This window comes from Spongiactinospora sp. TRM90649 (genome assembly GCF_029382225.1).
Taxonomy (GTDB): Bacteria; Actinomycetota; Actinomycetes; order Streptosporangiales; family Streptosporangiaceae; genus Spongiactinospora.
On the sequence record NZ_JARLTC010000027.1, the window covers coordinates 47,265 to 71,478 of the forward strand.

The following is a 24,214-nucleotide window of genomic DNA, read 5'->3' on the forward strand; positions in this document are numbered from 1 at the left end:
GTCACGGCTTAGGCGACAAGATGAACCCAGGGGTGGCCCTTGGTGGAAGACTGTCGCTTAGGGTGGGCTCATGGACGCTACAAAGGCGATCGTCGAGACCGTCGACCGGCTCCGGCAGCGCCGAACCGCACCGCTGGTTCTTGAGCTCGACCTCACCGAGGGGGTCTCGGAAGGACCGCCGGCGGATCCACTGAGCGCCGTGCTGTCCATGCGCAAGGCCAGGCTGACCGACCTGCTGTCCGGCCTGAAGCGCGCCCGGGGCGACTCCCGGGTCAAGGCCCTGATCATCAAGGTCGGCGGCCAGCCCCTCGGGCTGGGCATGGTGCAGGAACTGCGCGCCGCCATCACCCAGTTCCGCTCCTCGGGCAAGCTGACGGTCGCCTTCGCCGAGACGTTCGGCGAGTTCGGCGCGGGCACGGTCCCCTATTACCTGGCGACCGCCGCCGAGCGCGTCTACCTCCAGCCGTCCGGCGACCTCGGCCTGACCGGCGTCTCCATGGAGCAGCGGTTCCTGCGGGACGCGCTGGGCAAGGCCGGGGTGGAGTACCAGCTCGGCCAGCGGCACGAGTACAAGACCGCGGCCAACATGTTCACCCAGGACCGCATGACCGAGCCGCACCGCGAGTCGGTGGCCCGCATCGCCGGGTCGGTGACCGAGCAGATCGTGTCCGCGATCGCCACGAGCCGCAACCTGCACGTGGCCAAGATCCGCGAGCTGATCGACCGGGGGCCGTTCATCGGGGCGGAGGCGGTCGAGGCCGGTCTCGTCGATCGGCTGGCCTACCGCGACGAGGTCTACGACGAGGTGCGCGCCGCCGCGGGCGAGGGCGCCCACCTGCAGTTCGTGTCCCGCTACGCGCGGGCCGCGCTGGCCAGGAAGCTGCCCAGGCCGGGTGAGCCGGTGATCGCGCTGATCCACGGCATCGGCCCGATCAGGCTCGGCCGCAGCGGGCGCAGCCCGCTCGGCGGGGGCGGTTCGATGGGGTCAGACACGATCTGCGCCGCGCTGCGGTCGGCCCGCCGCGACGACCACGTCAAGGCGGTCGTCTTCCGGGTGGACAGCCCCGGTGGCTCCTACGTCGCCTCCGACGCCGTGTGGCGCGAGGTCGTGCTGACCCGCCGGGCGGGCAAGCCGGTGGTCATCTCGATGGGCGACCTCGCCGCGTCCGGCGGCTACTTCGTGTCGATGGCGGCCGACCTGATCGTCGCGCAGCCGGGCACGCTGACCGGCTCGATCGGCGTCCTCGGCGGCAAGCCGGTGGTCGGCGGGCTGCTGGAGCGCCTCGGCGTGGCCACCGAGTCGGTCACCGAGGGCGCCAACGCGGGCATGTTCTCCCCTTCGACCTCCTTCTCCGAGCAGCAGTGGGAGCGGGTCAACGCCTGGCTCGACCGGATCTACGATGACTTCGTCACCAAGGTCGCCGAGGGCCGCAGGCTCGACCGCGACCGGGCCCACGACCTGGCCAAGGGCCGGGTCTGGACGGGCGCCGACGCCCACGGCAGCGGCCTGGTCGACGAGTTGGGCGGCCTGGAGGACGCCCTGGCCCTGGCCAGGAAGAAGGCCGGGCTGCCCGACACCGCCACGGTGCGCACCTTCCCGAAGATGAATCCGCTGGAGCGGCTGCGCCCGCCGGAGTCCAGCGAGGACCGCTCGGCGGCGCTGGCCAGGGTGCGGCTGGAGGCATGGGGGCCGCTGTCGGGGCTGGCCGCGAAGCTGGGGCTGCCCGCCCAGGGGCCGCTACAGCTCCCGGGCTCCTGGACCATCGCCTAGCCGTTGACCGGGCGGTAACGGCCGCGCAGGCGCACCAGCGGCGGGGCCGCGCCGTCCACGTAGTCCACGTCGAGCAGCCGGGCGACGAACAGGGTGTGGTCGCCCGCCGGGATGGTCCTGATGGTCTCGGCCTCCAGCGCCGCGACGCCGCCGTCCACGATGATGGCATCGGTGTGCGGGCCGCGGTGATGGGCCGTGCCCGCCACCAGCAGGCGCGCGCTCGGCCGTCCTGGGGTGGCGAACCTGCTGGCCATCGCCTCCTGCCCGGCCGAGAGCAGGCTGGCCGCCCACAGGTCGCGGCGCAGCATCACCTCGCACAGGTAGCCGCGGTTGCCCAGGCTGACCAGCACGAGCGGCGGGTCGAGGGAGACCGACATCAGCGCCGAGACGGTGACCCCGAGGTCGTCACGGCCGTCGCGGACCGTGACGACGGCCACGCCCGCGGCGAGCTGCGCCATCGCCTCCACGAATGGTGCCATGCGCGATCAGTCCTGTCCGGTGTGGTCGTCACGTGAAAGGGGACCCCGCGCGTTCGCGCGAGATCCCCATCCTGCCATCGACCGCTTCACCGGCGCGGCGTCAGACCAGGCCGTTGGCCTTCAGCCACTCGCCCGCCACCACGGCCTCCTCGTCCTTGTTGACGGAGATCTTCTCCATCATCGCGGTGAGGTTCTCGGTGGTCAGCTTGGCCGAGACGGCGTTCAGCGTGCTGGTGATCGTGTCGGACTGCGCCGCCTTGTTCACCAGCGGGGTGACGTTCTGCGCGCTGAAGACGTTCTTGGGGTCCTGCAGCGAGACCATCTGGTTGATGATGATCTTGGGGTCGGTGGTGAACACGTTGCCCGCCTGGATGGTGCCCTCCTTGATGGCGTCGGCCGTGGCCGGGCCGGTGGGCTTCCACTCCTTGAACTCCACGCCGTAGACGTCCTTGAACTGCTTCTGCCGGCGCTCCTTGAACTCCGGCGGGCCGCCGACGATCATGTCCTTGGAGACCTTGGCCAGGTCCTCGATCGTGGTCAGCGAGTTCTTCTCGGCGGTCTCCTTGGAGACCGTGAGCGAGTCCTTGTCCTCGGCCGGGGACGAGTCGAGCAGCGCCAGCTCGGCGGGGAGCTTGGTCTTCAGCTCGGCGTTGACCTCCTCCGTGCTGGCCGCCGTGCTCTTCGGGTCGAGGTAGGCGAGCAGCGCGCCGTTGTACTCCGGAAGGACCGTCAGCCCGCCGCTCTTGATCTGGTCGTAGACGACCTCACGGCTGCCGATGTTGGGCTTCTCCTCGACGGTGACGCCCTTGGCCTGCAGCGCCTGGGTGTAGATCGACCCGAGCAGCACGCTTTCCGGGAAGTTGAAGGAGCCGACAACGGCCTTCCCCCCGCCGGGCGAGCCGCTGGTCGTCGCGGTGGCCGTCGTCCCGCCGGCGAGCGGGTCCTGCGTGCCGCACGCGGCGACGGCGAGCATGGCCGAGACGAGCACGGCCACGGAGCCGAATACGCGTCGCATCGTAATATTTCCTTTCCTAGCGGGGGGTATTACAGAGATTAACGGGTGCGAAGCCGCCTGCTCACCCCCGGGGAGACCACAAAGCGCCCGACGAGCACGAAGAGCGACTGCACCGCCAGCGCGAAGAGGACGATCAGCACCGAGCCGCCCAGGACCACCGAGTAGTCCTTCACGGCCAGGCCGTCGATCACGTAACGGCCGAGCCCGCCGAGGCCGGTGTAGGCGGCGACGGCGGCGGTCGCCACGATCTGGATCGCGGCCAGCCGCAGCCCCAGCAGGATCAGCGGCAGCGCCACCGGCACCAGCACCCGCCCGAGCACCTGCCTCCCGGACAGCCCCATCCCGTACGCGGCGTCGCGCAGGTCGGGGTCCACGCCCCTGATGCCCTCGAAGGTGTTCACCAGGATCGCCGGTACGGCCAGCGCCACCAGCGCGATCAGCAGCGGCCACAGCGACGCCGTGCCGAGCAGCATCGCGATCAGCACCACCAGCCCGAGCGTGGGCAGCGCCCGCGCCAGGTTGGCGATCACCACGATCGCGAACGACCCACGGCCGGTGTGCCCGATCCACAGCCCCAGCGGGATCGCGACCAGCGCGGCCAGCACCAGCGCGGCCACCGAGTAGAGCAGGTGCTCCAGGATCCGGGCGGGAATCCCGTCCGAGCCCGACCAGTTCGCGGGGTCGCCGAAGAACTCGATCAGCCAGTTCACGCGCCCCTCCTCGCCCGCACCCACGGTGTGAGCAACCGCTGAGCCAGCACCAGGATTCCGTCCACCACCAGGGCGAGCAGCACGATGAGCACGATCCCCACGATCGCCGGGACGTAGAAGTCGAGCTGGAACGCCCGGATGAACAGGCCGCCCAGCCCGCCGAGGCCGACCAGCGCGCCCACGCTGACCAGGCTGATGCTGGACACCGCGACCACCCGCAGACCGGCCAGCACCACGGGCGCGGCCAGCGGCAGCTCGACCCTGGTCAGCCGCCGCGCCGGGGTGAAGCCCATCGCCACGGCCGACTGCCTGACGTGGTCGGGCACCGCGTTCAGCCCGTCCACGACGGCGGGCACCAGCACCGCGATCGAGTAGAAGGTGAGCGGGATGATCACGGTCACCGGGGACAGTCCGGTGACCCCCAGCAGCACCGCGAAGAGCGCGAGCGAGGGCAGCGCGTAGATGACGTTCATCACACCGGCGACCGGCTGGTAGAGCACCCGCCAGCGCACGCACAGCATGCCGAGCGGCACCGAGAGCGCCAGCGCGGCCAGGATCGGCACCAGCGACATCAGCACGTGGTCGCCGAGCAGGGCGTCGATGCTGGTCGGCCGCCCGGTGTTCCAGTTGCGGGCGAACCACTCCCAGATCGACGGTTCCTCAACCGTCATGGGACGCACTCCCGACCTCGGAGGCGGCCTCGGCCAGGGCCTCGTCCAGCGACTCGCGGGTGGCCACGCCCACCACCGCGCCGCCGTCCGCCTCGACCGCGAGCGCGCAGCCGGACGGCGACAGCAGCGCGGCGTCCAGCGCCGTCCGCAGCGAGTCGCGCCCGAGCACGAAGGTGCCGTACGGCAGCGGCCGCACCTCGGCGAGCGTGCCGTCCTCCGGCAGCTCCGCCGGGTTCACCCAGCCCAGCGGCCGGTTCTTCGCGTCCACCACGGCCAGCCAGGGCGTCTGGACGGCGGCGGCCGTGCGCGCCGCCGCCGAGGCGTCGGCGGTGACCGGGACCGTCAGGTCGGACCTGAGCCGCAGCCCGTCGGCCGGCATGAACGACAGGCGGCGGATACCCCGGTCGCGCCCGAGGAACTCGGTCACGAACTCGTCGGCCGGGGCGGACAGGAGCGCGGCCGGGGCGGCGACCTGGGCGAGCCGCCCGCCGACGCGCAGCACCGCGACCCGGTCGCCGAGCTTGATGGCCTCGTCGATGTCGTGGGTGACGAAGACGATGGTCTTGTTCAGCTCCGCCTGCAGCCGCAGCAGTTCTTCTTGCAGGCTGGTGCGCACTACCGGGTCCACCGCGCTGAACGGCTCGTCCATCAGCAGCACGGGCGGGTCGGCGGCCAGCGCCCGGGCCACGCCGACCCGCTGCTGCTGGCCGCCGGAGAGCTGGAAGGGGTAGCGGCGGGCCATCTCGGGGGCGAGCCCGACGCGTTCGAGCAGCTCCATGGCCGTCGTCCGGGCCCGCTTGCGGTCCCAGCCGAGCAGCAGGGGAACGGTGGCGATGTTGTCCACGATCGTGCGGTGCGGGAAGAGCCCGGCCTGCTGGATCACGTATCCGATCCCCCGCCGCAGCGTGGGCGGGTCGATCGTGCGGACGTCCACGCCGTCGAGCAGGATCTTGCCCCCGGTCGCGTCGATCATGCGGTTGATCATCCGGAGTGAGGTGGTCTTACCGCACCCGGACGGGCCGACCAGGACGGTGATCTCACCGGTCGGCACTTCGAGATTCAGGTCGTCGACGGCGATGGTCCCGTCGGCGTAACGCTTGGTGACACCGTCAAATGTGATCACGCGTGTCCTCGTGCTTCCCGGCGGCTGGGCCGCGACCGGCGCCCTCGTATCGCCGCGCGTGCTGTCACGACCATCTGGATGATCTCCTTCCCGACAGCCTAAGGGGGTTTAGTGGCCTATGTCGTCGCTCCGCTTCCCGCCCGTGTCCTGCTTGTGTCCTCCCCGTGTCCACCCGACCGGCAATGCCCCCGAAACCGTCGTCCGAACTGTGTTTTCTATCAAATAGGTATCCGGAGGTGCGGGGACCCCCCGCGAGTTGACATGATTACCGCATGTCGCCGGGTGATCTCGGCGGCGAGACTTCGCACGACCATCCGCCAGACTCGTGAAGGACCGGCTCGTGACCCACCCGCTCACCGACCGGCGCTCGCACAGCGAGCTGGTCGCCGAGCTCTACGACCGGCACGCCGTCGGGCTGTTCGCCTACTGCCACGACCAGCTCGGCGACACCTCTGCCGCCGCCGACGCGCTGACCGCCGTGATGTCCGCGGTCCCCGCCGTCGAATCGCCCCGGGCCGCCCTGTACGCGCTGGCCCGCCGGGAGATCTACCGCCGCGACGTCGTCTACGCCGCCGCCCGCGTCGATCCGGCAGACGACCCCGTGGGCGCGCTGGTCGAGCGCGTGGTGCGCGAGCTGCGCCCGCACCAGCGCGAGGTGCTGCTGCTGGCCGTGGTCTGCGGGCTCACCATCGACGAGCTGGCCTGGGTCCTCGACGTCGCCGCCGACACCGCCGACGACCTCGCCACCGGCGCCGAGCAGCGGTTCCGGCAGGCGCTGGCGCTCTCGCTGGCCTCGATCGGGCACCGCGTCCCCGAGCGGGTCGCCGAGGTGTACGGCGCGCTGTCGGTCGCCCCCACCCGTGACGTGCTGGCCCGGCTGCCGTGGCGTCCGCCGCCCGCGCTGCTGCGCGCCCGCATCCTCGCCGCGATGGGCGAGCAGCCGCTCAGCTCCGGCCCGGCCTCCCGGTTCCGCGGCGGCCCGCCGGTCAAGGCGCTGTGGCCGACGCCGCCCGGCTGGCCGCGCCCGCTCGGCTCGACCGACGAGCGCACCAACGCGGGCCTTTACGAACTGGGCCCGGCCCCGCCCCAGCCCGGCGAGGTCTCCCGGCACGAGGCCACCACGGAGCCGATGCCGACGCTGCGCCCGCGTCCGTTCATGCCGGTCCCGGTGCTGTCCGCCCCGGTTCCGGCTGATGTGCTCGACGTTCCCGCGCCGCCGGTGGAGCCGCGACCCGAGCCGGGTCTCGAACCGCGTCCCGAGCCGCCGGCCGACGTGCTCAGCCCGCCGTCGAGGTCCGCGCGCCCTTCGGAGCCGGTCTACCTGATGCCGATCACGACGGTGATCGTCGAGCCGGTCGAGCTCAACGAGCCGACCCGGCCCACCAGGCTCGCCAGGACGGAGCAGCCCGCCGACGACGCGGACGCCGCCGAGACCACCGACGTCTTCGACCTGCCCGACCTCTCCGCGCCCCCGCCCGCAAAGGCCGCACCGCAGCCGGTCGCGCAGGCCCCGCTCGTGCCGCCTCCGGCGCGCGAGCTGCCGCGCGACGAGCCGAAGCCGCCCCTGCCGGCGCCGAGGCCCGACGTCTTCGAGACGGCCCGCGCCACCATCGTCGAGCCGTCCAAGGGCCTGTTCGCGCTGCGCATCGTCGATCCGGCCCGCCAGGCCGAGACCGGCGCGGACCTCGCGGAGGAAGCCGACGTCGAGGCCCCGGCCACGTCGAAGGGGCCGCCGCGCTCCCGGCGGCGCAGCACGATCAAGCCGGTGAAGCTCGGTGAGCACCACTTCGACTGGGCGTGGGAGCTGATCGGGTTCATCATCTGCGTCGCCATCGCGCTGATCGTCTTCTTCGCGGTGCCGACCATCGTCACCTGGTAGTCCGGGCACGCGAGACAATCGGCGTTTCTCGCCGACCTGGCCGACACGCCGTTCGCCGGGGCGCAGCGGGCCCGGCTGGAGGAGCTGCGGCTCGCGGCGGAGGAGAACCGCGTCGAGGCCGACGTCGCCGCCGCGCCCGAGGGCGCGGTGCTGATCGCCTGGGGCCGCCGGGAGGGCACGGGCCGCCTGTGGGCGCAGGCCGCCGGACGCGCGGCTCAGTCGCGGTAGCCGGACGGCAGCGTGGAAGGTAGGGCGGACGGCAGGGCCAGGCGGACGGTCGCCGTGGCGTGGGAGGCGGCGGGAAGCCGCCCGTGCACCTCGATGGTGAGGTCGGGGCCGGCGCGCTCGACCACCACGCCCGCGAAGACGACCAGGTCGCCGGGGTGAGCGGCGGTGTCGAGCTTGACGTTGAGGCCCTTGATCATCGTGTACGGCCCGGCCCACTCCTGCACGTAGTGCTCCACCATCCGCATGGTGAGCAGCATGTTGAGGAAGCCGTCGCGCGACCCCGGCGCGGCGGCGTGCGGGGGCGGGACGCGTAGCGCCATCTCGGGGATCGGCGTGCCGACGGCGCAGAGGTCGGCAGTGATCGGGCGGTCGGGTGTGGCCGGGCGCGCGGCTCCCCCGCGCCCGGACGAGACGACCTCGGACGACACGGCTTCGGACGACGTTCGTACCGGCATTTCCGATACCCACCCCTCCCACGCTGACACACGCCCGGACGCGCAGCGTGTTCACCCGGTCACTCTCTCAAAGAGCGGCGCGCGACGCGCCGTGAGCGCTCCGGACGGGGTACGGCCCCCGCACCCGGGACTGGTGTTTCCCCTCCCCCGGGCGAAATTTCGCCACCCGGAACCGGGCGACCCGTCAACCGGACGACCGAATTAGAACGGATTCCATTACAGGATTGCCCCTGCTATCACCTAATTGATTCAGATATAGCGGGTAATGCGAAAGGCGTTGGTAGACCGGCGACCGCGGGTACCAGTCAGTAACCCAGCGCGACCCACGCTTTTCAGATAACGTGTTCTCATGCGTTCCCCGCATACCGGCCCCGCCGCGCAGCCCAGACGGCGCGGCACCGGCACCCCCATCCCGGCCGAGAGCGCCCTCATCGCGCCAGGCGAGCCCAAGCCACAGATCCCGCCCTCGGGGGTGCGCACCCGCAGCCAGCACCAGCGCCGCAAGCGGATCGTGCAGGCCGCCGCCGCGCTGGCCTCGCGAGGCGGCGTCGAGGCCATGCAGATGCGCACGGTCGCCGAGCGGGCCGGGGTAGCGCTGGGCACGCTCTACCGTTACTTCCCCTCCAAGATGGACCTCGTCGTCGCGGTGGTCGGCGAGGAGATCGACCTGCTGGAGAGCAGCATCGAGCGCCGCCCGCCCGCCGCCGAGACCCCGGCCGGGCGCGCGGTCGACGTCCTGATGCGGGCGACCAGGGGGCTGATGCGCGAGCCTGAACTGGCCGACGCGCTGATCCGCTCGCTGATCATGGCGGATGTCGAGACCCCGTTCGGCGACCGGCTGGCGCGGCTGCTGCTGCGGGTCGCGGTGGGCGACCGGCACGCGGACACCGAGTCCGAGCGGCCCGAGCGGTCCGCCCTCACCGGCGCGCTGGCCGGGGTGTGGGTGCACGAACTGCTGGAGATGCTGCGCGGCAGGCGCACCTACGAGCAGATCCAGCAGCGCATGGAGATCGTCGCCAGCAGGCTGCTCTTCGACTTCTGACCGGCGGCGACACACCTGGGGCGGAGAGAAGCCGCGCCGTACACTAGACATCGGATGTCTCCCCCGGCGGCCGTGCCGCACTACGCGAGGGATGGTGCGAGATGGCGGTCACCGACGCCGCGATCGGCAGGATCAAGCAGATGATCGTCTCGGGCGAGCTCGCGCCCGGCGACCGGCTGCCCAAGGAGGCCGACCTCGCCGAACGGCTCGGCCTCTCGCGCAACTCGCTGCGCGAGGCGGTCCGTGCGCTCGCGCTGATCCACGTCCTCGACGTGCGCCAGGGCGACGGCACCTACGTGACCAGCCTGGAGCCGCACCTGCTGCTGGACGCCATGTCTTTCGTCATCGACTTCCATCGCGACGACACGGTCCTGCACTTCTTCCAGGTCAGGCGCATCCTGGAGCCCGCCGCCACCGAGTTGGCCGCGACCCTGATGACCCCGTCCGACGTCGAGGAGCTGCGCGAGATCCTGGCGTCCCTGCCCGCCGAGCCCACCGTGGCCGAACTGGTCGCCAACGACCTCGCCTTCCACCGGCGGATCGCCGCCGGAGCGGGCAACCCGGTGCTCAGCTCGCTGATCGAGAGCATCTCGGGGCCGACCACACGCGCCCGTGGCCGGCGGGGGCTGACCGAGGAGCGCGCGCTGGAGAAGACCGTCGAGCAGCACGCGGCGATCTGCGACGCCATCGCGGCCCGCCGTCCGGAGATCGCCCGTAGCTGGGCGACCGTCCACATCGCCGGCGTCGAGGACTGGCTGCGCCGCGCCCTCGCCTGACCCGCGCCGGGGGTTCAGGCGCGCGGGCGGAGGCGGAGTCCTTGCATCCCGCCGTCCACGGCGAGGGCGGTGCCGGTGGTCGCGCCCGCGTGCGGGCACGCGAGGTAGGCGATGGCGGCGGCGACCTCGTCGGCGGTGACCAGGCGGCCCATCGGCTGGCGGGCGTCGAGCGCCCCGCGCCCCGCGAGCAGTGCGGCGGTGGCCAGGCCGATCCCGGACCCGCCCCCGGTGACCAGGGCCTTGCGGCCGGTGAACTCGCTCATCCGGCCAACTCCTTCAACTAGACATCGGATCTCCAAAAGGATTACACGCCGAAAATGGGCATTTCAATCCCAGAACCCGATCAGACACCCGATGACTTGCCATGGTGGCCGCTTCACGTGCGCCTTCGCGGGGCATGAGGCAGGTATCGAGGGGGATCGATACGCCGCGAACGAGGACTCATCATGCGTGGAGCCGTTCTGTACGCGCCGGGGAACGTGCGACTGGAAGAGCGCCCCGCCCCGGTCATCGTCCAGCCCACCGACGTGATCGTCCGCGTCGTGGCCACCTGCGTGTGCGGATCCGACCGCGCCCGTGAGGGGCCCGCCCGGCGGCGGTCGCGAACATCCGCACAGAAAGGCAGGACCATGAGCGACTGGACCAAGGATCAGCTCGACGGCATCGGTGCCGCCGACGAACTGCACGTCGCACCGGCCGAGAAGGACGGCACCACCCGGCACGAGGTCCCGATCTGGGTCGTGCGAGTGGACGACGACCTGTTCGCCCGCTCCTACCGGGGCCACGACGGCAAGTGGTACCGCGCCGCCGTCACCACCCACCGGGGCCACGTCCAGGCCGACGGCATTGAGGCCGACGTCACCTTCACCGAGGAGACCGACCCCGGCCTCAATGAACGGATCGACGACGCCTACCGGGCCAAGTACGGCCACTACAGCCCCGACTACGTCGATCCCATGATCGCCGGCCCCGCCCGCGAGACCACCCTGAAGCTCCTACCGCGCTGACGCCCGCCGGACGCCTCGGGATGACCGGCCCGCAGGTCGAGGCGTTCATGGCCGATCTGTGGCGGCAGTACCTCGGTGTGCCCAACACCGAACTGATCGAGTACACCCGGGGGCTCCGGCCGAGGTACGCCACCGGGATCCTGAGCAACAGCTTCGTCGGCGCGCGGGAACGCGAGCAGGCCGCCTACGGTTTCGAGGACCTCGTCGATCTGATCGTCTATTCACACGAGGTCGGCATGAACAAGCCCGATCCGCGCGTCTACGCGCTGACCTGGGAACGCCTCGGCGTCCGCCCGGAGGAGACGGTGTTCGTGGACGACATGGACCGGGCCGTCGCCGCCGCGCGCGAAGGCGGGGTGCACGCGGTGCTGCACCGCGACAACGAGCGGACGATCGGCGAGATCGAGAGGCTGCTGGCCGCCGGGGAGGGGTGAGGCCCGGGGGTGAGGCCCGGGGGTGAGGAGTGCCACCGGAGGGCTCGCCTCCGGTGGCACTGCGCCCCCGGACCGGTGTCGGCCGGTGGCCCGGCGGTTCGACGTCGAGAGCCCGCCGTCCCGCCTGGCGGCCACCGGCCGGCCGTTCCCGGTGGACGGACGGAGAGGGGCCCTCGCGCTCCGGCCTGACAGTGGCCGCAACGCACCTCGCCGACCGGCCGGCCGGGACCGGCGACCATGATTCGCGTCGTTTCATACGACTTCACACCTCGTCCGCCGTATGGGGCGAGCGCCACTGTTAGCGCTTTCCCATGACAGAACATGGGGGATCGCCGCAGTTCGGTGGACTTGTCCCGAATGGAGATCGGGTTGCGGCGAGAATAACATGATCGACTCAGGGTTGACCATGCCCTAAAATCGGGAATCGGACGACCCGAGCGATGCTCATATAATTACTGATTGAAAGTTACATCAGACAAGCCCGCTTATCACACGCAATATTCCATTATTTCCGGCAATTGCGCCGCTCAGGCGGAGATCACACTGGGTGCCGGGCTCTCCGGCACCCGCGCCCGGGGCGTACGGCGGGCCAGCGCCGCCGACCCGGCGACGGCCGCGAGCGCCGCCAGGGCCAGCGCCGCGCCGATCCAGGCGAGCGACGGGTAACCCGCCCCCGCCCCGATCGCCAGCCCGCCGAGCCAGGGCCCGGCCGTGATGCCGACGTTGAAGGCCGAGACGTTGGTCCCCGCGGCCAGCGTCGGGGCGTCGCCCGCCAGCGAGAACACCCGGGTGTTCAGCGCCGGGTTGACGCCGAAGCCGAACGCGCCGAGCAGGAAGGCCAGCGCGATGGTCGGCGCCGGCTCCCGCGCGGCGAGGGCCAGGGCCGCCGAAACCACGATCACCCCGGCCACCCCCACGAACAGGGTGGCGAACGGACGGGCGTCGGCTGTGCGCCCGCCGATGGTGACGCCGATGAACGAGCCCACCCCGTACACGCCCAGCACGACGGGGACCATGGCGGGCGGCAGGCCGGTGGTCTCGGTCAGGAACGGGGCCAGGTAGCTGAAGACGACCAGCAGCGCGCCCGTGATCAGCGCGGTCGTGCCGTACGCGAGCCACAGCCGGGGGCTGACCAGCGCGCGCAGCTCACGGCCGAGCCGGGGGACGTTCTCGCCGGACGGCCTGCCGCCGGGCACGGTGGCCAGGATGCCGATCACGGACAGCGCCGACAGCACGCCCACCGCCCAGAAGGCGGTCTGCCAGCCGAGACGCTGGCCGAGCACCGTGCCCAGGGGCAACCCGAAGACCGTGGCGAGCGTGAGGCCGCTCGCCACGACCGACATCGCCCGGCCCTTGGCGTTCGCCGGGACCAGGCTCACCGCGGTGACCGCGGCCACCGCCCAGAACCCGGCGTACACGAACGCCCCGGCGGCCCGGGTGATCAGCAGCGCGGTGTAGTCGGTGGTCAGCGCGCCCACCACGTGGGTGGCGATGAAGATGCCGAGAAAGGTGAGCAACACCGTACGGCGCGGCCACCGCAACGTGGCCACCGCCAGCACCGGCGCGCCCACCAGCATGCCGACGGCGAACGCGGAGATCAGCATCCCCGCCTCGGGCACCGAAACCCCGAGGTCGGCGGCCATTTCCGGGAGCAGCCCGGCGAGCATCAGTTCCGAGGTGCCCTGGGCGAAGATCGAAAAGCCCAGGATGTAGACGGCCAGCGGCATCGAGGGGACTCCTTGACTCACGATGATTTTAGATCGATCAGTTCAAAACATGGGCGCGCCGAAGCGCCGCCCGGCCGGGCGGTCTCAGGTGCGATTCGTTTCAGATGGCGGTCATGGCGGTGGTCGCGATCGCCTCCAGCGTCGCCCGGTCGGCCCCGCCGCGCCCCGCGACCCGCAGCCCGCCGATGGTGGCGATCACGAAGTGGGCCAGGGCCGTGGCGTCCTTGCCTGGGTCGACCTCTCCGGCCCGCATGCCCTCTTCGAGCACCGCCACGAGCATCTTCAGCCGCCGGTCGTAGTCGGCGGACAGCACCCCGGCCAGCTCGGCGTCGTGCGGGGCCACCTCGACCATGGAGTTGACCACGAGACACCCGGCGGGCTCGCCGGGCGGCGGATCGACCGCCCCCCACAGCATCGCGCGGATCCTCTCCCGGGCGGGCAGATCGCCGCCGAGCAGCTCGGCGATCGAGGCGTTGCGGTCGGCCATGTAATGGCGCAGCGCCCTGGCGAACAGGTCGCGCTTGCTGGTGAAGGTGTTGTAGACGCTGCTGCGCCCGAGGCCGGTCGCCACGCAGAGGTCCTGCGTCGAGGTGCCCTCGTAGCCCGCGCCCCAGAACGCCCGCATCGCCGCCTCGATCGCCCGGTCCTCGTCGAACCCCCTCGGTCGCGCCATACCGAGCACGCTAACACATTTTAGACTGATCAGTGCAATACTCCTGTCCGATCAGCCGGTTGACACAAAACCGCTTACCCGCGTCAAACCGATCATCCGGCCGCTAACATGACCCCACCATGGCCACCGTCACCGTCGTCATCCCGACCTACAACGAGGCGGACAACCTCCCGGCCCTCGCCGCGGAGCTGCTCGCGCTGCCGATCCCCGGCCTGCGGATCCTCGTCGTGGACGACGACTCCCCCGACGGCACCGGCAAGGTCGCCGACGACCTCGCCACCGCGCACCCGGGCCACGTCTCGGTGGTCCACCGCAAGGTCAGGGAAGGGCTCGGCCGCGCCTACGTGCAGGGCCTGGAGACCGCCCTCGCCGACGGCGCCGACTACGTGGTCCAGATGGATTCCGATTTCTCCCACCCCGTGGACGCCGTCCCCCGCCTGTTCGGCACCGCCGAGGCGACCGGCGCCGCCTGCGTGATCGGCAGCCGCTACGTCTCCGGCGGCACCCTGGCCGCCGAGTGGAGCCTGCGCCGCCGCGCCCTGTCGGCCTGGGCGAACTTCTACGTCCGCACCATCCTGCGGATCAGGCTGCGCGACGTCACGGCCGGCTTCAAGATCTGGCGGGCCGCCGACCTGGCCGCCCTGCACCTGGACGGCATCGCCTCCGGCGGCTACAGCTTCCAGGTCGAGATGCACTACCGGGCGTCCAGGGCCGGAATGACCATCATCGAGATCCCCATCCACTTCTCCGACCGCCGGGCGGGCACGTCCAAGATGAGCCTGCGCGTGCAACTGGAGTCGGCGCTGATGCCCTGGCGGCTGCTCTTCAAGCGCTGATCGGCACGACGAAGCCCTCTCCGCGTGCGGAGAGGGCTTTCGCGTGGACCGGTTTGCGCCAACAAGATCCGGTCCGGGCGGCCGGTGAACGGCCTGTCGCACCCACTGCCCGAGACCATCGGAACAGAAAGATCGACTGCTCCAGCATCGCTCACGGCACGGGCCCTCGGGAGTCGGGCGTTCGACGGGCATCGCGCGCATTGTTCACTGAACAAATCAGCACCAATTCGATGCGCCTTTCCCAGCATTGTCACCTAAGCCGTGATATGCAACCATCGGTTCAATGGCCTGCCCTGTGGCGCCAACCACAGGCGGCCAGTGCCCGAGACCATCAGACCGCAAGTCCGCCAATGGGGAACCGATTTATCCATCAATCGCCTGATTTCAGATGGAATATCCGGCAGTCCCCGGAAAGATCGAGCCGCACATGTCGCACACTGCGTCCCAGAGACCGGTCGCGCACGCCGCCCTGGACGACCTCGCCGGCATCCCCCCGGCGGACATCCCCTTCGGCCACGCCGACCAGGCCGCCGGTCACCGTACGACCGGCCCCGAGGACGGCACGCGGAAGCCGTCCGGTTCCACCCGCTGCGGCGAGGCCTTCTTCGTGGTTCTCGCCATCAGCCTGCTCGTCTTCTTCGGCACGCTGCGGGTGCTCGGCGTCCCCGACGACGAGATCGTCCAACTCGCGCTGTGGTCCCTCGGAATATCCGCCGCCGCGATATACGGCCGCAGCGCGCTGATGGCCATCGGGCGAAACGTCCTCAACGGAATCGCGAGGGAGAGCGACAAATGACCCGGGGCCGCGGCCGCCCCATGGGCCCCGTGACCGACGGCCCGTTCGCCGCCTTCGCCCAGGCCCTGCGGAACCTGTGGCAGACGGCCGGTGAGCCGCCGGTCCGCACCCTCGCCGCGCTCATCGAGCGCTCCCCCGCGACCGTCTCGACGGCGATGAGCGGCAGGAGCCTGCCCAGCCTCGCGGTCACCCTCGCCATGGTGAAGGCGTGCGGCGGCGACGCGGAGGAATGGCGGGCGCGCTGGAACCGGGCCGTGAACCGCGACGGGGACACCACGGCGCGGCCACAGCCGACCGTGAGCGTCCCGGATGCCTCCGCTTCCGCCCGGGTGCGCGTGGCGCTGGTCACCGAGCAGACCGTCCTCGCCGAGGGCATCCGGTCGATGATCCTCGCCGACCCCGGGCGGCGTCTGGACCTCGTCGCGACCGGCCCGACCGTCGACTCGGTACCGCCGGACCCCGATGTCCTTGTGATCGACCAGAGCGGCGACGACGTCCGCTTCGCGAGCCACATCGCCGCCACCTGCGCGCCGGGGCGGCGCGTGATCGCGCACCTGCGATACCCGCCCAGGGCGGAGGCCGTCCGGGCCGCCCTCGACGCGGGGGCGGTGGCCGTGCTCGACGGCAGTACGTCCGGCGATGCCCTGGTGGAGACGATCCTCGCTGTCGCCGACGACCGCCCCACCGTGCCGCCCGCGATGGTCGAGGCGATGAACCGGGACACCTCGCCGCGTCTCTCCCAGCAGGAGCGGACGGCTCTGCTGCTCTGGTTCCAGAGCATGAGCAAGCAGTCGGTGGCCCGCCGGATGGGGATCAGCGAGGCCACCGTTCGTGACTACATCCACCGGGCCCGGATGAAGTACGCGAGCGTCGGACGCCCGGCCCCAACCAAGACGGACCTGCTCGCGCGCGCCATTCAGGACGGTGTCGTCCGGATCGACGAGATCGAGGAGTACCGGTCGTACGCGAACATCGGCCCCGATCCGCAGTCGCACGTCCGCCGCGGCCTGGCGCTGTTCCGAGCCCGTCGCGTCGAGGAGGCCGTCGCCGCCTTCGAAGAGGCGATCACGCACTACCACCAGGGCTACGACGTCGAGGGCATGAGCCAGGCCCTGCTGAGGCTCGGGCTGGAGCTGGATCGAGCGGGCCGGCCGGAGGACTCGGCCGCCGCGTTCGAGCAGGCCATGGCCGTCCTGTTCGCGACGGAAGACGAGTGGAGGCAGAGCGTCGAGGACGCGGCGCGGGCGGAGGTCAGACGGTGAGGACGATCTTGCCCTGGGCGTGGGCGGTCTCCTGGGCGCGGATGGCCTCCGCCGTGGCGCTCAGGGGGTAGGTGGCCTCGATGACCGGAGTGATCTCACCCTTGGCGGTGAGCTCGCCGAGCCGGGCCAGATCGTCGGCGTCGGTCCCGACGGCCAGGGGGCGCAGGCTCTGCCGTACGAAGGGAGCGGTCACCAGGACGGCGAGCATGAGCGGGAGCGGGCCGAGGAACGCGCCGCCGTTGCCGGTGGTGGCCACGTAGGTGCCCCGTGGGGTGAGCAGGCGGCGCATCGCGGACACCGGGTGGCCGCCCGCGAGGTCGATGATGAGGTCGAAGCGCTCCGGTGACTGCGTCAGGTCCGTCGTGGTGTAGTCGATCACCTGGTCGGCGCCGATCGAGCGGACCAGGTCGGCGTTGCGGGCCCGGCAGACGGCGGTGACCCGTGCGCCGAGGCGCTTGGCGAGCTGGACGGTGAACGTGCCGACACCGCCGGAAGCTCCGTTGACGAGCACGTTCCGCCCCGGCCCCGCGTCGCCGAGGCGCAGCGCGGCCAGCGCCGTCACGCCCGCCACCGGCAGCGTGGCGGCCTGCTCGAAGGTGACCTCCGGCGGCTTGGCGGCGAGCCGCTTCTCCGGAATCGCCACGTACTCGGCGAACCCGAGCTGGGCGGCCTCTCCGAACACGTCGTCGCCGGGTGCGAAGCGGGTCACGCCCGGACCGACGGCCTCCACGGTGCCAGCGACCGCGCGCCCCAGGATGGTCTTGCGTGGGCGCGGGAACCCGAAGGCCAGGCGCATGATCCCCGGCGAGCCCCGCATCGCGGCCCGGTCGCCGAAGTTGACCGACGCCGCGCGCACCCGCACGAGCGCTTCACGGTCACCGGGCACGGGTTTCGGAACGTCGGCGTAGCTCAGGACCTCGGGCGGGCCGTATCTGGTGTAGACGATCGCCTTCATGGGATCTTCCTCTCGGTAGGACGAACTCAACGGGCTCAACGGACTCAGCGGTTCCGGGCGCGGCGCAGGCTTTCGGCGACGGTGTGCAGGATGGTGAGCACGGACATCACCACGAGGCCGACGCCGATGAAGTAGGGCACCTCCGGCGGCCATCCGGCCGCCGCGACGAAGGCGGGGTTGAGCACCTTGTCGTTGAGCACGAGCCAGATCAGCGTCACGGGGGCGGCGAAGTCGGCCAGCGCCCCGGCGACGGCCAGCGGCACGCTCCAGCGCGCGTAGTATCTGGCGTAGACGAAGCACAGCTCGACGGCCACCACGGCGACGAACCAGTAGACCACTCCCGTCTCCCACAGCCAGGGCGCGAACAGCCCGATCGGCGCGCCGGCGGCGTCGGTCTCGGTGCTGAAGGACGGGGAGAGCAGCAGCCCGGCCGAGAAGAGCACCGTCACCACGGTGACGCTGATCAGCTCGGCGTAGCGCAGGCGGCGGCTGGGTTCGGCCGGGAGCGCGTCCGGGGTCCAGGAGCGCCGCAGCGGCCCCCGTACGGCCAGCCGTTCGATGACCGCGAACCCCAGCGTCGTCCAGAAGCCGATGTGGACGGCCGTGGTGACCGCCGCGCCGAGCGTGCCGCCGAGCACGTCGGCCGCGCCCGCCCCGGCCAGCCCGCGGGTCAGCCCCACCGCCACCGCGACGGCGGGCACGATCGTCACCAGCAGCGCGGTCAGCAGCCGCCGGTAGTCCAGGTAGAGGGCCGGGCCGATGAGCTGGAGCGGGCGGTCGGCGTATCCGGCGGCCAGGCGCGCCGGGTCGCCGAGCTGGGTGAGCGCCGCGACCTCGGCGTCCGCCGGGTCGTCACCGGCGTCGAGGCGGCCGTCGAGCGTGTCGGCGATGGAGGCTCGCAGCTCCTTCTCGATCTCGGGCCGCTGCCGTGCGGGCAGGTGATGCAGTGCCGCCGCCACATAGCGGTCGGTGAGGGTGCCGGTCACAACTCTCCTTTGAGGAGCCGGAAGGCGGCTGCGAGGTCGTCCCAGTCGCTGCTGAGGGTGTCGGCGAGCGCCTCGCCCTTGGCGCTGGTGCGGTAGAACTTGCGCGGCCGGGACTCCTCGGTGTTCCAGTCGCTGGTCAGCAGGGCTTGTTTCTCCAGACGGCGCAGGAGCGGGTAGAGGGTGTTGGCGTCGACGGCGAAGCCCTGCCGGTTCAGCAGGTCGAGCAGGGCGTAGCCGTAGTTGGGGCGTTTGAGTACGAGCAGGCAGGCGAGGACGACTGTGCCCCGCCGGAGCTCTTGCAGGTGGGTGGAGAGAAGCTCCTCTTCGAGCATGATGACACAATAGTGTGTGACACACAATATTGGCAACGAGACCGGCAGGGGTTCTGTTGCGCTCTGTTGGGTTGCGCGTCATTTGACCGCCCTACCGTGCGGCCCATGAAACGCATCACGCTGGCGGCGGGCTCCGCCGTCCTGACCCTCGGGCTGGCCCTCGCCTCTCCCGCGCACGCCGAGCCCACGCCGGACGGCGTCACCTCGGGGGCGGGCGACGCCAGGGGCCGGGCCACGCTGACCGGCTTCGCGTCGCTGCCCGCGCTCACCTACGTGCCCGGCAGCCCGATCTCCGGGACGCTGCTGGACCCCGCGCCGGTCAACGGCGTCGCCGCCCCGTTCCCCGGCCAGCCGGTGCAGGGCTTCAGCGGTGTCGTGGACCGGCACGACGGCACCTTCGACGCGCTGTCCGACAACGGCTTCGGCAACAAGCGCAACAGCGCCGACTTCCTGCTGCGGGTGCACCGGATCAAGCCCGACTTCCGCTCAGGGTCGGTCCAGGTGCTCGGCGGCTTCTACCTCACCGACCCCAAGCGGCTGGTGCCGTGGCCGCTCGTCAGGCAGGACCGCACGCTGACCGGCTCGGACTTCGACATCGAGTCGATCGTGCGGCTCACCGACGGGACCTACTGGATCGGCGACGAGTTCGGCCCGGCCCTGCTGCACGTGTCGGCCACCGGCCGGCTGCTGGAGCCGCCGATCCTGCTGCCGGGCGTCCAGGCCCCCGAGAACCCCTACCTGAACGGCGGGCAGCCGAACCTCGGCTCCAGCAAGGGCTTCGAGGGCATGGCCAGGTCGGCGGACGGCCGCAGGCTCTACCCGCTCCTTGAGGGCACGGTGGCCGGCGACCCGGCGGGCGCGCTGCGGATGTACGAGTTCGACCTGCGCAAGCGCGCGTACACCGGCAAGCGGCTCACCTACCGGCTGGAGAACCCGGCCAACGCCATCGGCGACGCCATCACCGTGGACGACCACCGCTTCCTGATCATCGAGCGGGACAACCTGCAGGGCGACGCGGCGGCCTTCAAGCGCATCTACCTGGCCGACGCCCGCGACCGCGACCGTGACGGCGCGATGGACAAGACCCTCGTGGCCGACCTGCTCGACGTGGCCAACCCCAAGCGGGTGGGCGGCTTCGGCGAGACCTTCCGCTTCCCGTTCCAGACCATCGAGGACGTGGTGATCCTCGACGACCGCACGCTCGGCGTGCTGGACGACAACAACTTCCCCGGCTCCAACGGCCGCACCCCGGGCGTGCCGGACAACAACGAGTTCATCACCATCCGCCTCGCCGAGCGCCTGCACGCCGACCCCCGCGCCTACCGCCGGTAGGCGCACCCCAAGGCCGTTTCCCCGCTCCGGGGGAACGGCCTCCGAGTCGCCTTGCATGGTCATGCATAGGTGTGCATATACTTCTACTCGTGTCCAAGGTACTCACCTCCCTGCCTTTCGGTGAACGTGTCGGCATCGCCTTCTCCGGCGGTCTCGACACCTCGGTAGCGGTCGCGTGGATGCGCGAGAAGGGTGCGGTCCCCTGCACCTACACCGCTGACGTCGGCCAGGCCGACGAGCCCGACATCGCCTCGGTGCCCGACCGCGCCACCGCGTACGGCGCGGAGGTCGCCCGGCTCGTCGACTGCCGTGCGGCCCTCGTGGAGGAGGGGTTCGCGGCACTCGCCTGCGGGGCGTTCCACATCCGCTCCGGCGGTCGCGCCTACTTCAACACCACCCCGCTCGGGCGGGCCGTCACCGGCACCCTGCTGGTGCGCGCGATGATGGACGACGACGTCCAGATCTGGGGCGACGGCTCCACCTTCAAGGGCAACGACATCGAGCGGTTCTACCGCTACGGCCTGCTCGCCAACCCCTCCCTGCGCATCTACAAGCCGTGGCTCGACGCCGACTTCGTCAGCGAGCTGGGCGGGCGCAAGGAGATGTCCGGCTGGCTGCTCGAACGCGGCCTGCCGTACCGGGACAGCGCGGAGAAGGCGTACTCCACCGACGCCAACATCTGGGGCGCGACCCACGAGGCCAAGGCGCTCGAACATCTCGACGCGGGCATCGAGACGGTCGAACCGATCATGGGCGTCCGGTTCTGGGACCCCTCGGTCGAGATCGCCGCCGAAGACGTCACGATCGGCTTCGAGCAGGGCCGTCCGATGACCATCAACGGCAAGGAGTTCGCCTCCCCCGTCGATCTGGTGCTGGAGGCCAACGCCATCGGCGGACGGCACGGCATGGGCATGTCCGACCAGATCGAGAACCGCGTCATCGAGGCCAAGAGCCGGGGCATCTACGAGGCTCCCGGCATGGCCCTGCTGCACGCGGCCTACGAGCGCCTGGTCAACGCCATCCACAACGAGGACACACTGGCCAGCTACCACATCGAGGGCCGCAAGCTCGGCCGGCTGCTGTACGAGGGCCGCTGGCTCGACCCGCAGGCGCTGATGCTGCGCGAGTCGCTGCAGCGCTGGATCGGCACGGCGGTCAGCGGCGAGGTGACCCTGCGCCTGCGGCGCGGGGAGGACTACTCCATCCTCGACACCGCGGGCCCCGCCTTCAGCTACCACCCGGACAAGCTGTCCATGGAGCGCACCGAGGACTCCGCGTTCGGCCCGGTCGACCGGATCGGCCAGCTCACCATGCGCAACCTCGACATCGCCGACTCCCGCGCCAGGCTGGAGCAGTACGCCGGGCTCGGCATGGTCGGCAACGCGCACCGCACCCTCCTCGGGGCCGCGCCGACGCCTCCCACCGAGCTGATCGGCGAGATGGACGAGGGCGGCGCCGAGGCGATCGCCTCCCGGGGCGAGGTCCCGGAGGACGACGTGCTGCTCGACCACGCCGCGATGGAGTCGGGCACCGACTGACCTGCCACGATGACCGACGCCCCGCCCTTGCGGCGGGGCGCCGGCGTTTGCCGGAACCCTACGCTCACTCCCCGATATCCGTTGTTTTCCCCCACCGGACGCCCATCTCGCGGCTTGACGCGACCGAGCGGGCGTAATAGAACGCGTTTCAGGTCTCGTGCCGAGCGCTTGGTGAGGGGAAGAAATGATCATCAATGTGGTGGACCAGGACGGCTACGCGCGCCGTGGCGCCCCCCACGACCAGTTCCGCTGGCTCCGGGCCAACGACCCGGTGTTCTGGCACTCCGGCGACGCCCAGCGCCAGTGGCCCGGCTTCTGGGCCGTCACCCGCCACGAGGACGTGGTCCGGGTCTCGCGTGACTCCGCCCTGTTCTCCTCGGCCAGGAAGCTCTCGCTGTTCAACGAGATGCCCGAGGAGGCCATGGCCGTCCAGCGGATGATGATCCTTAACCAGGACCCGCCGGAGCACACCCGCCGCCGCGGCCTCGTCAACCGGGGCTTCACCCCGCGCGTGATCGGCCGCCTGGAGAAGCACATCAGGGAGATCTGCGAGGTGCTGCTGGACGGCGTCGAGCGGCTGTCCGACGTGGACTTCGTCCACGACATCGCCGCCCCGCTGCCGCTCTACGTGATCTGCGAACTGCTCGGCGCGCCGGTCGAGGACCGCGACAAGCTGTACGCGTGGTCCAACCGGATGATCGGCGCGGAGGACCCGGACTACGCCGCCACCCCCGATGACGGCATGGCGGCGGCGGCCGAGATCTACTCCTACGCCGCCCGGCTGGCCGCCGAGCGCCGGGAGAACCCCCAGGACGACATCGCCAGCCGCCTGCTGCGTCCCGACGAGAACGGCGAGACGCTCAGCGACGACGAGTTCGAGCTGTTCGTGCTGCTGCTCGTGGTGGCGGGCAACGAGACCACCCGCAACGCCGCCTCCGGCGGGATGCTCGCCTTCTTCGAGAACTTCGGCGAGTGGGACCGGCTGGTGGCCGACCCGGCGGGCATGGCCGCGACGACCGCCGACGAGATCGTGCGTTACGTCTCGCCGGTCAACCTGTTCCGCCGTACGGCCACCGCCGACACGGTCCTCGGCGGCAAGCAGGTCCGCGAGGGCGACAAGGTGGTCATCTTCTACTCGTCGGCGAACCGGGACGAGGCCGTCTTCGACTCGCCCGACGCCTTCGACATCGGCCGCGAGCCGAACCCGCAGATCGGCTTCGGCGGCGGCGGGGCGCACTTCTGCCTGGGCAACCACCTGGCCAAGCTGGAGCTACGGGTGCTGTTCGAGACACTGGCCAAGCGCTTCCCCGGCATCCGCCAGGCGGGCGAGGCGCGACGGCTGCGGTCCAACTTCATCAACGGCATCAAGGAGCTGCCGGTCACCCTGCGCTGAGCGGGGACGTCAGTCCTCCTCCCACCTCGCCTGGCAGCTGTTCTCGTAGATCGAGCCCTCCGCCACGACCTCGCCGTCGAGCTTGATGCGGCAGGCCAGGTCGGAGGGGGCCCGCTTGCCGTCGATGGAATCGACCTGCAGGTCCAGGTCGTCGATGGAGCCGCGCACCGGCCAGCTCTTCTCATAGGGCAGCCGGGCGGTGGTGCTCCGCTCGTCTCCGTCGATGCCGGTGCGCACCGAGAAGACCTTGCCGCCGCTCTCACCCGTCACCTCTATGGCGACCTCGTGCCTCGGCTGGGCGGCGGAGAACATGCTGATGCCGCCCGCGACCGTGGCGACCACCACCAGCAGCGTGCCGAGGATGAAGGGCCCCGGGTGCCTGGCCAGCTTGGACTCCTTGGGCTCGGCGGCCCGGTTGGCCGAGCTCGCCAGCGCGGCGAAGATCAGGGCGGGCAGCCAGGCGGTGCCCAGGGTGAAGAAGCCCAGCCCGAAGCAGACCCACGCGGCCGTGCTGTACGGCGCGCCGGGCTTGCGCGGCGGCGGGCCTGGGTATCCCGGGGGTATGTGCGGGGCGTAGCCGGGCGGCGGGGCGGCCGGCTGGAGGGTCATGCCGGGGATCACGGGGAGGTCGGCGAGCAGGCCGTACAGGTCGGCCCAGTTCACCGCCGACTGGGCCGCGCCCACTCGGGTGTTCATCTCGTCGTGGTTCAGCCGTCCGGCCGCGTAGTGCTCCCGAAGGATCTCACTCACGCGGTCGCGCTCGACATCGGAGACCCGGATATGTGGCTGCACGG

The 24,214-nt window shown here is 71.1% G+C and carries 25 protein-coding genes and 1 pseudogene; 13 read left to right on the plus strand and 13 right to left on the minus strand.

Features of this window, described 5'->3' with window-relative positions:
- Nucleotides 1–70: 70 nt before the first annotated feature.
- The gene (gene sppA / locus P3X83_RS27715; RefSeq protein ID WP_277308176.1) at nucleotides 71–1,771 is read left to right on the plus strand and encodes a signal peptide peptidase SppA; all 1,701 of its coding nucleotides are present in this window, start codon (nucleotides 71–73) and stop codon (nucleotides 1,769–1,771) included.
- On the opposite strand, the gene P3X83_RS27720 is transcribed toward sppA, so the two are convergent.
- From P3X83_RS27720 to P3X83_RS27740, 5 genes are all read right to left on the minus strand, one after another.
- Nucleotides 1,768–2,250 (minus strand): flavin reductase family protein, encoded by a 483-nt coding sequence (locus P3X83_RS27720; RefSeq protein WP_277308177.1) that lies wholly within the window; start codon nucleotides 2,248–2,250, stop codon nucleotides 1,768–1,770. The genes sppA and P3X83_RS27720 overlap by 4 nt on opposite strands.
- A gap of 100 nt (nucleotides 2,251–2,350) precedes the next feature.
- Nucleotides 2,351–3,265 (minus strand): ABC transporter substrate-binding protein, encoded by a 915-nt coding sequence (locus P3X83_RS27725; protein ID WP_277308178.1) that lies wholly within the window; start codon nucleotides 3,263–3,265, stop codon nucleotides 2,351–2,353.
- Nucleotides 3,266–3,303: 38 nt separating this feature from the next.
- Nucleotides 3,304–3,975 carry an ABC transporter permease subunit gene (locus P3X83_RS27730; RefSeq protein WP_277308179.1) on the minus strand — a complete coding sequence of 224 codons (672 nt, stop codon included), beginning with the start codon at nucleotides 3,973–3,975 and terminating at the stop codon, nucleotides 3,304–3,306.
- The gene (locus P3X83_RS27735; protein WP_277308180.1) at nucleotides 3,972–4,646 is read right to left on the minus strand and encodes an ABC transporter permease subunit; all 675 of its coding nucleotides are present in this window, start codon (nucleotides 4,644–4,646) and stop codon (nucleotides 3,972–3,974) included. The genes P3X83_RS27730 and P3X83_RS27735 overlap by 4 nt, the downstream gene beginning before the upstream one ends.
- Complete coding sequence (locus P3X83_RS27740) at nucleotides 4,636–5,769, minus strand: ATP-binding cassette domain-containing protein (protein WP_277308181.1); 1,134 nt, start codon at nucleotides 5,767–5,769, stop codon at nucleotides 4,636–4,638. The genes P3X83_RS27735 and P3X83_RS27740 overlap by 11 nt, the downstream gene beginning before the upstream one ends.
- A 340-nt stretch (nucleotides 5,770–6,109) precedes the next feature.
- Here P3X83_RS27740 and P3X83_RS27745 point away from each other — a divergent pair, with 340 nt between their 5' ends.
- On the plus strand, nucleotides 6,110–7,648 hold the full coding sequence (locus P3X83_RS27745) for a hypothetical protein (protein WP_277308182.1): 1,539 nt from the start codon (nucleotides 6,110–6,112) through the stop codon (nucleotides 7,646–7,648).
- 215 nt (nucleotides 7,649–7,863) lie between these two features.
- On the opposite strand, the gene P3X83_RS27750 is transcribed toward P3X83_RS27745, so the two are convergent.
- Complete coding sequence (locus P3X83_RS27750; RefSeq protein WP_277308183.1) at nucleotides 7,864–8,331, minus strand: hypothetical protein; 468 nt, start codon at nucleotides 8,329–8,331, stop codon at nucleotides 7,864–7,866.
- A 472-nt stretch (nucleotides 8,332–8,803) separates the two neighbouring features.
- Between P3X83_RS27750 and P3X83_RS27755 the strand changes: the two genes are divergently transcribed.
- A complete protein-coding gene (locus tag P3X83_RS27755; protein ID WP_277308300.1) occupies nucleotides 8,804–9,373 on the plus strand; it encodes a TetR family transcriptional regulator in 570 nt (189 codons plus the stop codon).
- A 101-nt stretch (nucleotides 9,374–9,474) separates the two neighbouring features.
- Nucleotides 9,475–10,149: a FadR/GntR family transcriptional regulator gene (locus tag P3X83_RS27760; RefSeq protein ID WP_277308184.1), complete on the plus strand. Its 675-nt coding sequence runs from the start codon at nucleotides 9,475–9,477 to the stop codon at nucleotides 10,147–10,149.
- Between the two features lie 14 nt (nucleotides 10,150–10,163).
- On the opposite strand, the gene P3X83_RS43370 is transcribed toward P3X83_RS27760, so the two are convergent.
- Complete coding sequence (locus tag P3X83_RS43370; protein ID WP_346742754.1) at nucleotides 10,164–10,412, minus strand: SDR family oxidoreductase; 249 nt, start codon at nucleotides 10,410–10,412, stop codon at nucleotides 10,164–10,166.
- A 183-nt stretch (nucleotides 10,413–10,595) separates the two neighbouring features.
- On the opposite strand from P3X83_RS43370, the pseudogene P3X83_RS27770 reads away from it, so the two are divergent.
- The 3 genes and pseudogenes from P3X83_RS27770 to P3X83_RS27780 form a co-directional block, all read left to right on the plus strand.
- Nucleotides 10,596–10,718 (plus strand): annotated as a pseudogene (locus P3X83_RS27770) (IMP dehydrogenase); the annotation flags it as partial.
- A 60-nt stretch (nucleotides 10,719–10,778) separates the two neighbouring features.
- Nucleotides 10,779–11,156, plus strand: coding sequence for a DUF2255 family protein (locus P3X83_RS27775; RefSeq protein WP_277308301.1), 378 nt, complete (start codon nucleotides 10,779–10,781; stop codon nucleotides 11,154–11,156).
- A 20-nt stretch (nucleotides 11,157–11,176) separates the two neighbouring features.
- Nucleotides 11,177–11,590, plus strand: coding sequence for an HAD-IA family hydrolase (locus P3X83_RS27780; protein ID WP_277308185.1), 414 nt, complete (start codon nucleotides 11,177–11,179; stop codon nucleotides 11,588–11,590).
- Between the two features lie 527 nt (nucleotides 11,591–12,117).
- Here P3X83_RS27780 and P3X83_RS27785 read toward each other — a convergent pair.
- Both P3X83_RS27785 and P3X83_RS27790 read right to left on the minus strand, forming a co-directional pair.
- Nucleotides 12,118–13,317: a Cmx/CmrA family chloramphenicol efflux MFS transporter gene (locus tag P3X83_RS27785; RefSeq protein ID WP_277308186.1), complete on the minus strand. Its 1,200-nt coding sequence runs from the start codon at nucleotides 13,315–13,317 to the stop codon at nucleotides 12,118–12,120.
- A 100-nt stretch (nucleotides 13,318–13,417) separates the two neighbouring features.
- Nucleotides 13,418–13,990: a TetR/AcrR family transcriptional regulator gene (locus P3X83_RS27790; protein WP_277308187.1), complete on the minus strand. Its 573-nt coding sequence runs from the start codon at nucleotides 13,988–13,990 to the stop codon at nucleotides 13,418–13,420.
- A gap of 119 nt (nucleotides 13,991–14,109) precedes the next feature.
- Here P3X83_RS27790 and P3X83_RS27795 point away from each other — a divergent pair, with 119 nt between their 5' ends.
- The 3 genes from P3X83_RS27795 to P3X83_RS27805 all read left to right on the plus strand — a co-directional run bounded on the left by P3X83_RS27795 (nucleotide 14,110) and on the right by P3X83_RS27805 (nucleotide 16,884).
- Nucleotides 14,110–14,826, plus strand: coding sequence for a polyprenol monophosphomannose synthase (locus P3X83_RS27795; RefSeq protein ID WP_277308188.1), 717 nt, complete (start codon nucleotides 14,110–14,112; stop codon nucleotides 14,824–14,826).
- A gap of 427 nt (nucleotides 14,827–15,253) precedes the next feature.
- Nucleotides 15,254–15,622, plus strand: a complete 369-nt coding sequence (locus P3X83_RS27800; protein ID WP_277308189.1) for a hypothetical protein — start codon at nucleotides 15,254–15,256, stop codon at nucleotides 15,620–15,622.
- Nucleotides 15,619–16,884: a sigma factor-like helix-turn-helix DNA-binding protein gene (locus tag P3X83_RS27805; RefSeq protein WP_277308190.1), complete on the plus strand. Its 1,266-nt coding sequence runs from the start codon at nucleotides 15,619–15,621 to the stop codon at nucleotides 16,882–16,884. Before P3X83_RS27800 ends, P3X83_RS27805 begins: the two co-directional genes overlap by 4 nt.
- Here the strand turns inward: P3X83_RS27805 and P3X83_RS27810 are convergent.
- From P3X83_RS27810 to P3X83_RS27820, 3 genes are read right to left on the minus strand one after another with little or no spacing between them, the layout of a single operon-like run.
- Nucleotides 16,874–17,839 carry an NAD(P)-dependent alcohol dehydrogenase gene (locus P3X83_RS27810; protein ID WP_277308191.1) on the minus strand — a complete coding sequence of 322 codons (966 nt, stop codon included), beginning with the start codon at nucleotides 17,837–17,839 and terminating at the stop codon, nucleotides 16,874–16,876. The genes P3X83_RS27805 and P3X83_RS27810 overlap by 11 nt on opposite strands.
- 44 nt (nucleotides 17,840–17,883) lie before the next feature.
- A complete protein-coding gene (locus tag P3X83_RS27815) occupies nucleotides 17,884–18,825 on the minus strand; it encodes a permease prefix domain 1-containing protein (RefSeq protein ID WP_277308192.1) in 942 nt (313 codons plus the stop codon).
- Nucleotides 18,822–19,157, minus strand: a complete 336-nt coding sequence (locus P3X83_RS27820) for a helix-turn-helix transcriptional regulator (protein WP_277308193.1) — start codon at nucleotides 19,155–19,157, stop codon at nucleotides 18,822–18,824. The genes P3X83_RS27815 and P3X83_RS27820 overlap by 4 nt, the downstream gene beginning before the upstream one ends.
- Nucleotides 19,158–19,262: 105 nt before the next feature.
- Here P3X83_RS27820 and P3X83_RS27825 point away from each other — a divergent pair, with 105 nt between their 5' ends.
- From P3X83_RS27825 to P3X83_RS27835, 3 genes are all read left to right on the plus strand, one after another.
- A complete protein-coding gene (locus P3X83_RS27825) occupies nucleotides 19,263–20,489 on the plus strand; it encodes an esterase-like activity of phytase family protein (protein ID WP_277308194.1) in 1,227 nt (408 codons plus the stop codon).
- A gap of 89 nt (nucleotides 20,490–20,578) precedes the next feature.
- Nucleotides 20,579–22,027, plus strand: a complete 1,449-nt coding sequence (gene argG, locus P3X83_RS27830) for an argininosuccinate synthase (protein WP_277308195.1) — start codon at nucleotides 20,579–20,581, stop codon at nucleotides 22,025–22,027.
- Nucleotides 22,028–22,211: 184 nt separating this feature from the next.
- Entirely contained in the window at nucleotides 22,212–23,420 is a 1,209-nt protein-coding gene (locus P3X83_RS27835; RefSeq protein ID WP_277308196.1) for a cytochrome P450, read from the plus strand.
- A gap of 9 nt (nucleotides 23,421–23,429) precedes the next feature.
- Here P3X83_RS27835 and P3X83_RS27840 read toward each other — a convergent pair whose 3' ends face one another.
- Nucleotides 23,430–24,212 carry a DUF1707 domain-containing protein gene (locus P3X83_RS27840; RefSeq protein WP_277308197.1) on the minus strand — a complete coding sequence of 261 codons (783 nt, stop codon included), beginning with the start codon at nucleotides 24,210–24,212 and terminating at the stop codon, nucleotides 23,430–23,432.
- Between the last annotated feature and the right edge of the window lie 2 nt (nucleotides 24,213–24,214).

Coding starts and splice junctions, on each gene's coding strand:
- sppA (WP_277308176.1), top strand. CDS start 71: ATGGACGCTACAAAGGCGATCGTCGAGACCGTCGACCGGCTCCGGCAG.
- P3X83_RS27720 (WP_277308177.1), bottom strand. CDS start 2,250: ATGGCACCATTCGTGGAGGCGATGGCGCAGCTCGCCGCGGGCGTGGCC.
- P3X83_RS27725 (WP_277308178.1), bottom strand. CDS start 3,265: ATGCGACGCGTATTCGGCTCCGTGGCCGTGCTCGTCTCGGCCATGCTC.
- P3X83_RS27735 (WP_277308180.1), bottom strand. CDS start 4,646: ATGACGGTTGAGGAACCGTCGATCTGGGAGTGGTTCGCCCGCAACTGG.
- P3X83_RS27750 (WP_277308183.1), bottom strand. CDS start 8,331: ATGCCGGTACGAACGTCGTCCGAAGCCGTGTCGTCCGAGGTCGTCTCG.
- P3X83_RS27760 (WP_277308184.1), top strand. CDS start 9,475: ATGGCGGTCACCGACGCCGCGATCGGCAGGATCAAGCAGATGATCGTC.
- P3X83_RS43370 (WP_346742754.1), bottom strand. CDS start 10,412: ATGAGCGAGTTCACCGGCCGCAAGGCCCTGGTCACCGGGGGCGGGTCC.
- P3X83_RS27775 (WP_277308301.1), top strand. CDS start 10,779: ATGAGCGACTGGACCAAGGATCAGCTCGACGGCATCGGTGCCGCCGAC.
- P3X83_RS27780 (WP_277308185.1), top strand. CDS start 11,177: ATGACCGGCCCGCAGGTCGAGGCGTTCATGGCCGATCTGTGGCGGCAG.
- P3X83_RS27785 (WP_277308186.1), bottom strand. CDS start 13,317: ATGCCGCTGGCCGTCTACATCCTGGGCTTTTCGATCTTCGCCCAGGGC.
- P3X83_RS27790 (WP_277308187.1), bottom strand. CDS start 13,990: ATGGCGCGACCGAGGGGGTTCGACGAGGACCGGGCGATCGAGGCGGCG.
- P3X83_RS27795 (WP_277308188.1), top strand. CDS start 14,110: ATGGCCACCGTCACCGTCGTCATCCCGACCTACAACGAGGCGGACAAC.
- P3X83_RS27800 (WP_277308189.1), top strand. CDS start 15,254: ATGTCGCACACTGCGTCCCAGAGACCGGTCGCGCACGCCGCCCTGGAC.
- P3X83_RS27805 (WP_277308190.1), top strand. CDS start 15,619: ATGACCCGGGGCCGCGGCCGCCCCATGGGCCCCGTGACCGACGGCCCG.
- P3X83_RS27810 (WP_277308191.1), bottom strand. CDS start 17,839: ATGAAGGCGATCGTCTACACCAGATACGGCCCGCCCGAGGTCCTGAGC.
- P3X83_RS27820 (WP_277308193.1), bottom strand. CDS start 19,157: ATGCTCGAAGAGGAGCTTCTCTCCACCCACCTGCAAGAGCTCCGGCGG.
- P3X83_RS27825 (WP_277308194.1), top strand. CDS start 19,263: ATGAAACGCATCACGCTGGCGGCGGGCTCCGCCGTCCTGACCCTCGGG.
- P3X83_RS27835 (WP_277308196.1), top strand. CDS start 22,212: ATGATCATCAATGTGGTGGACCAGGACGGCTACGCGCGCCGTGGCGCC.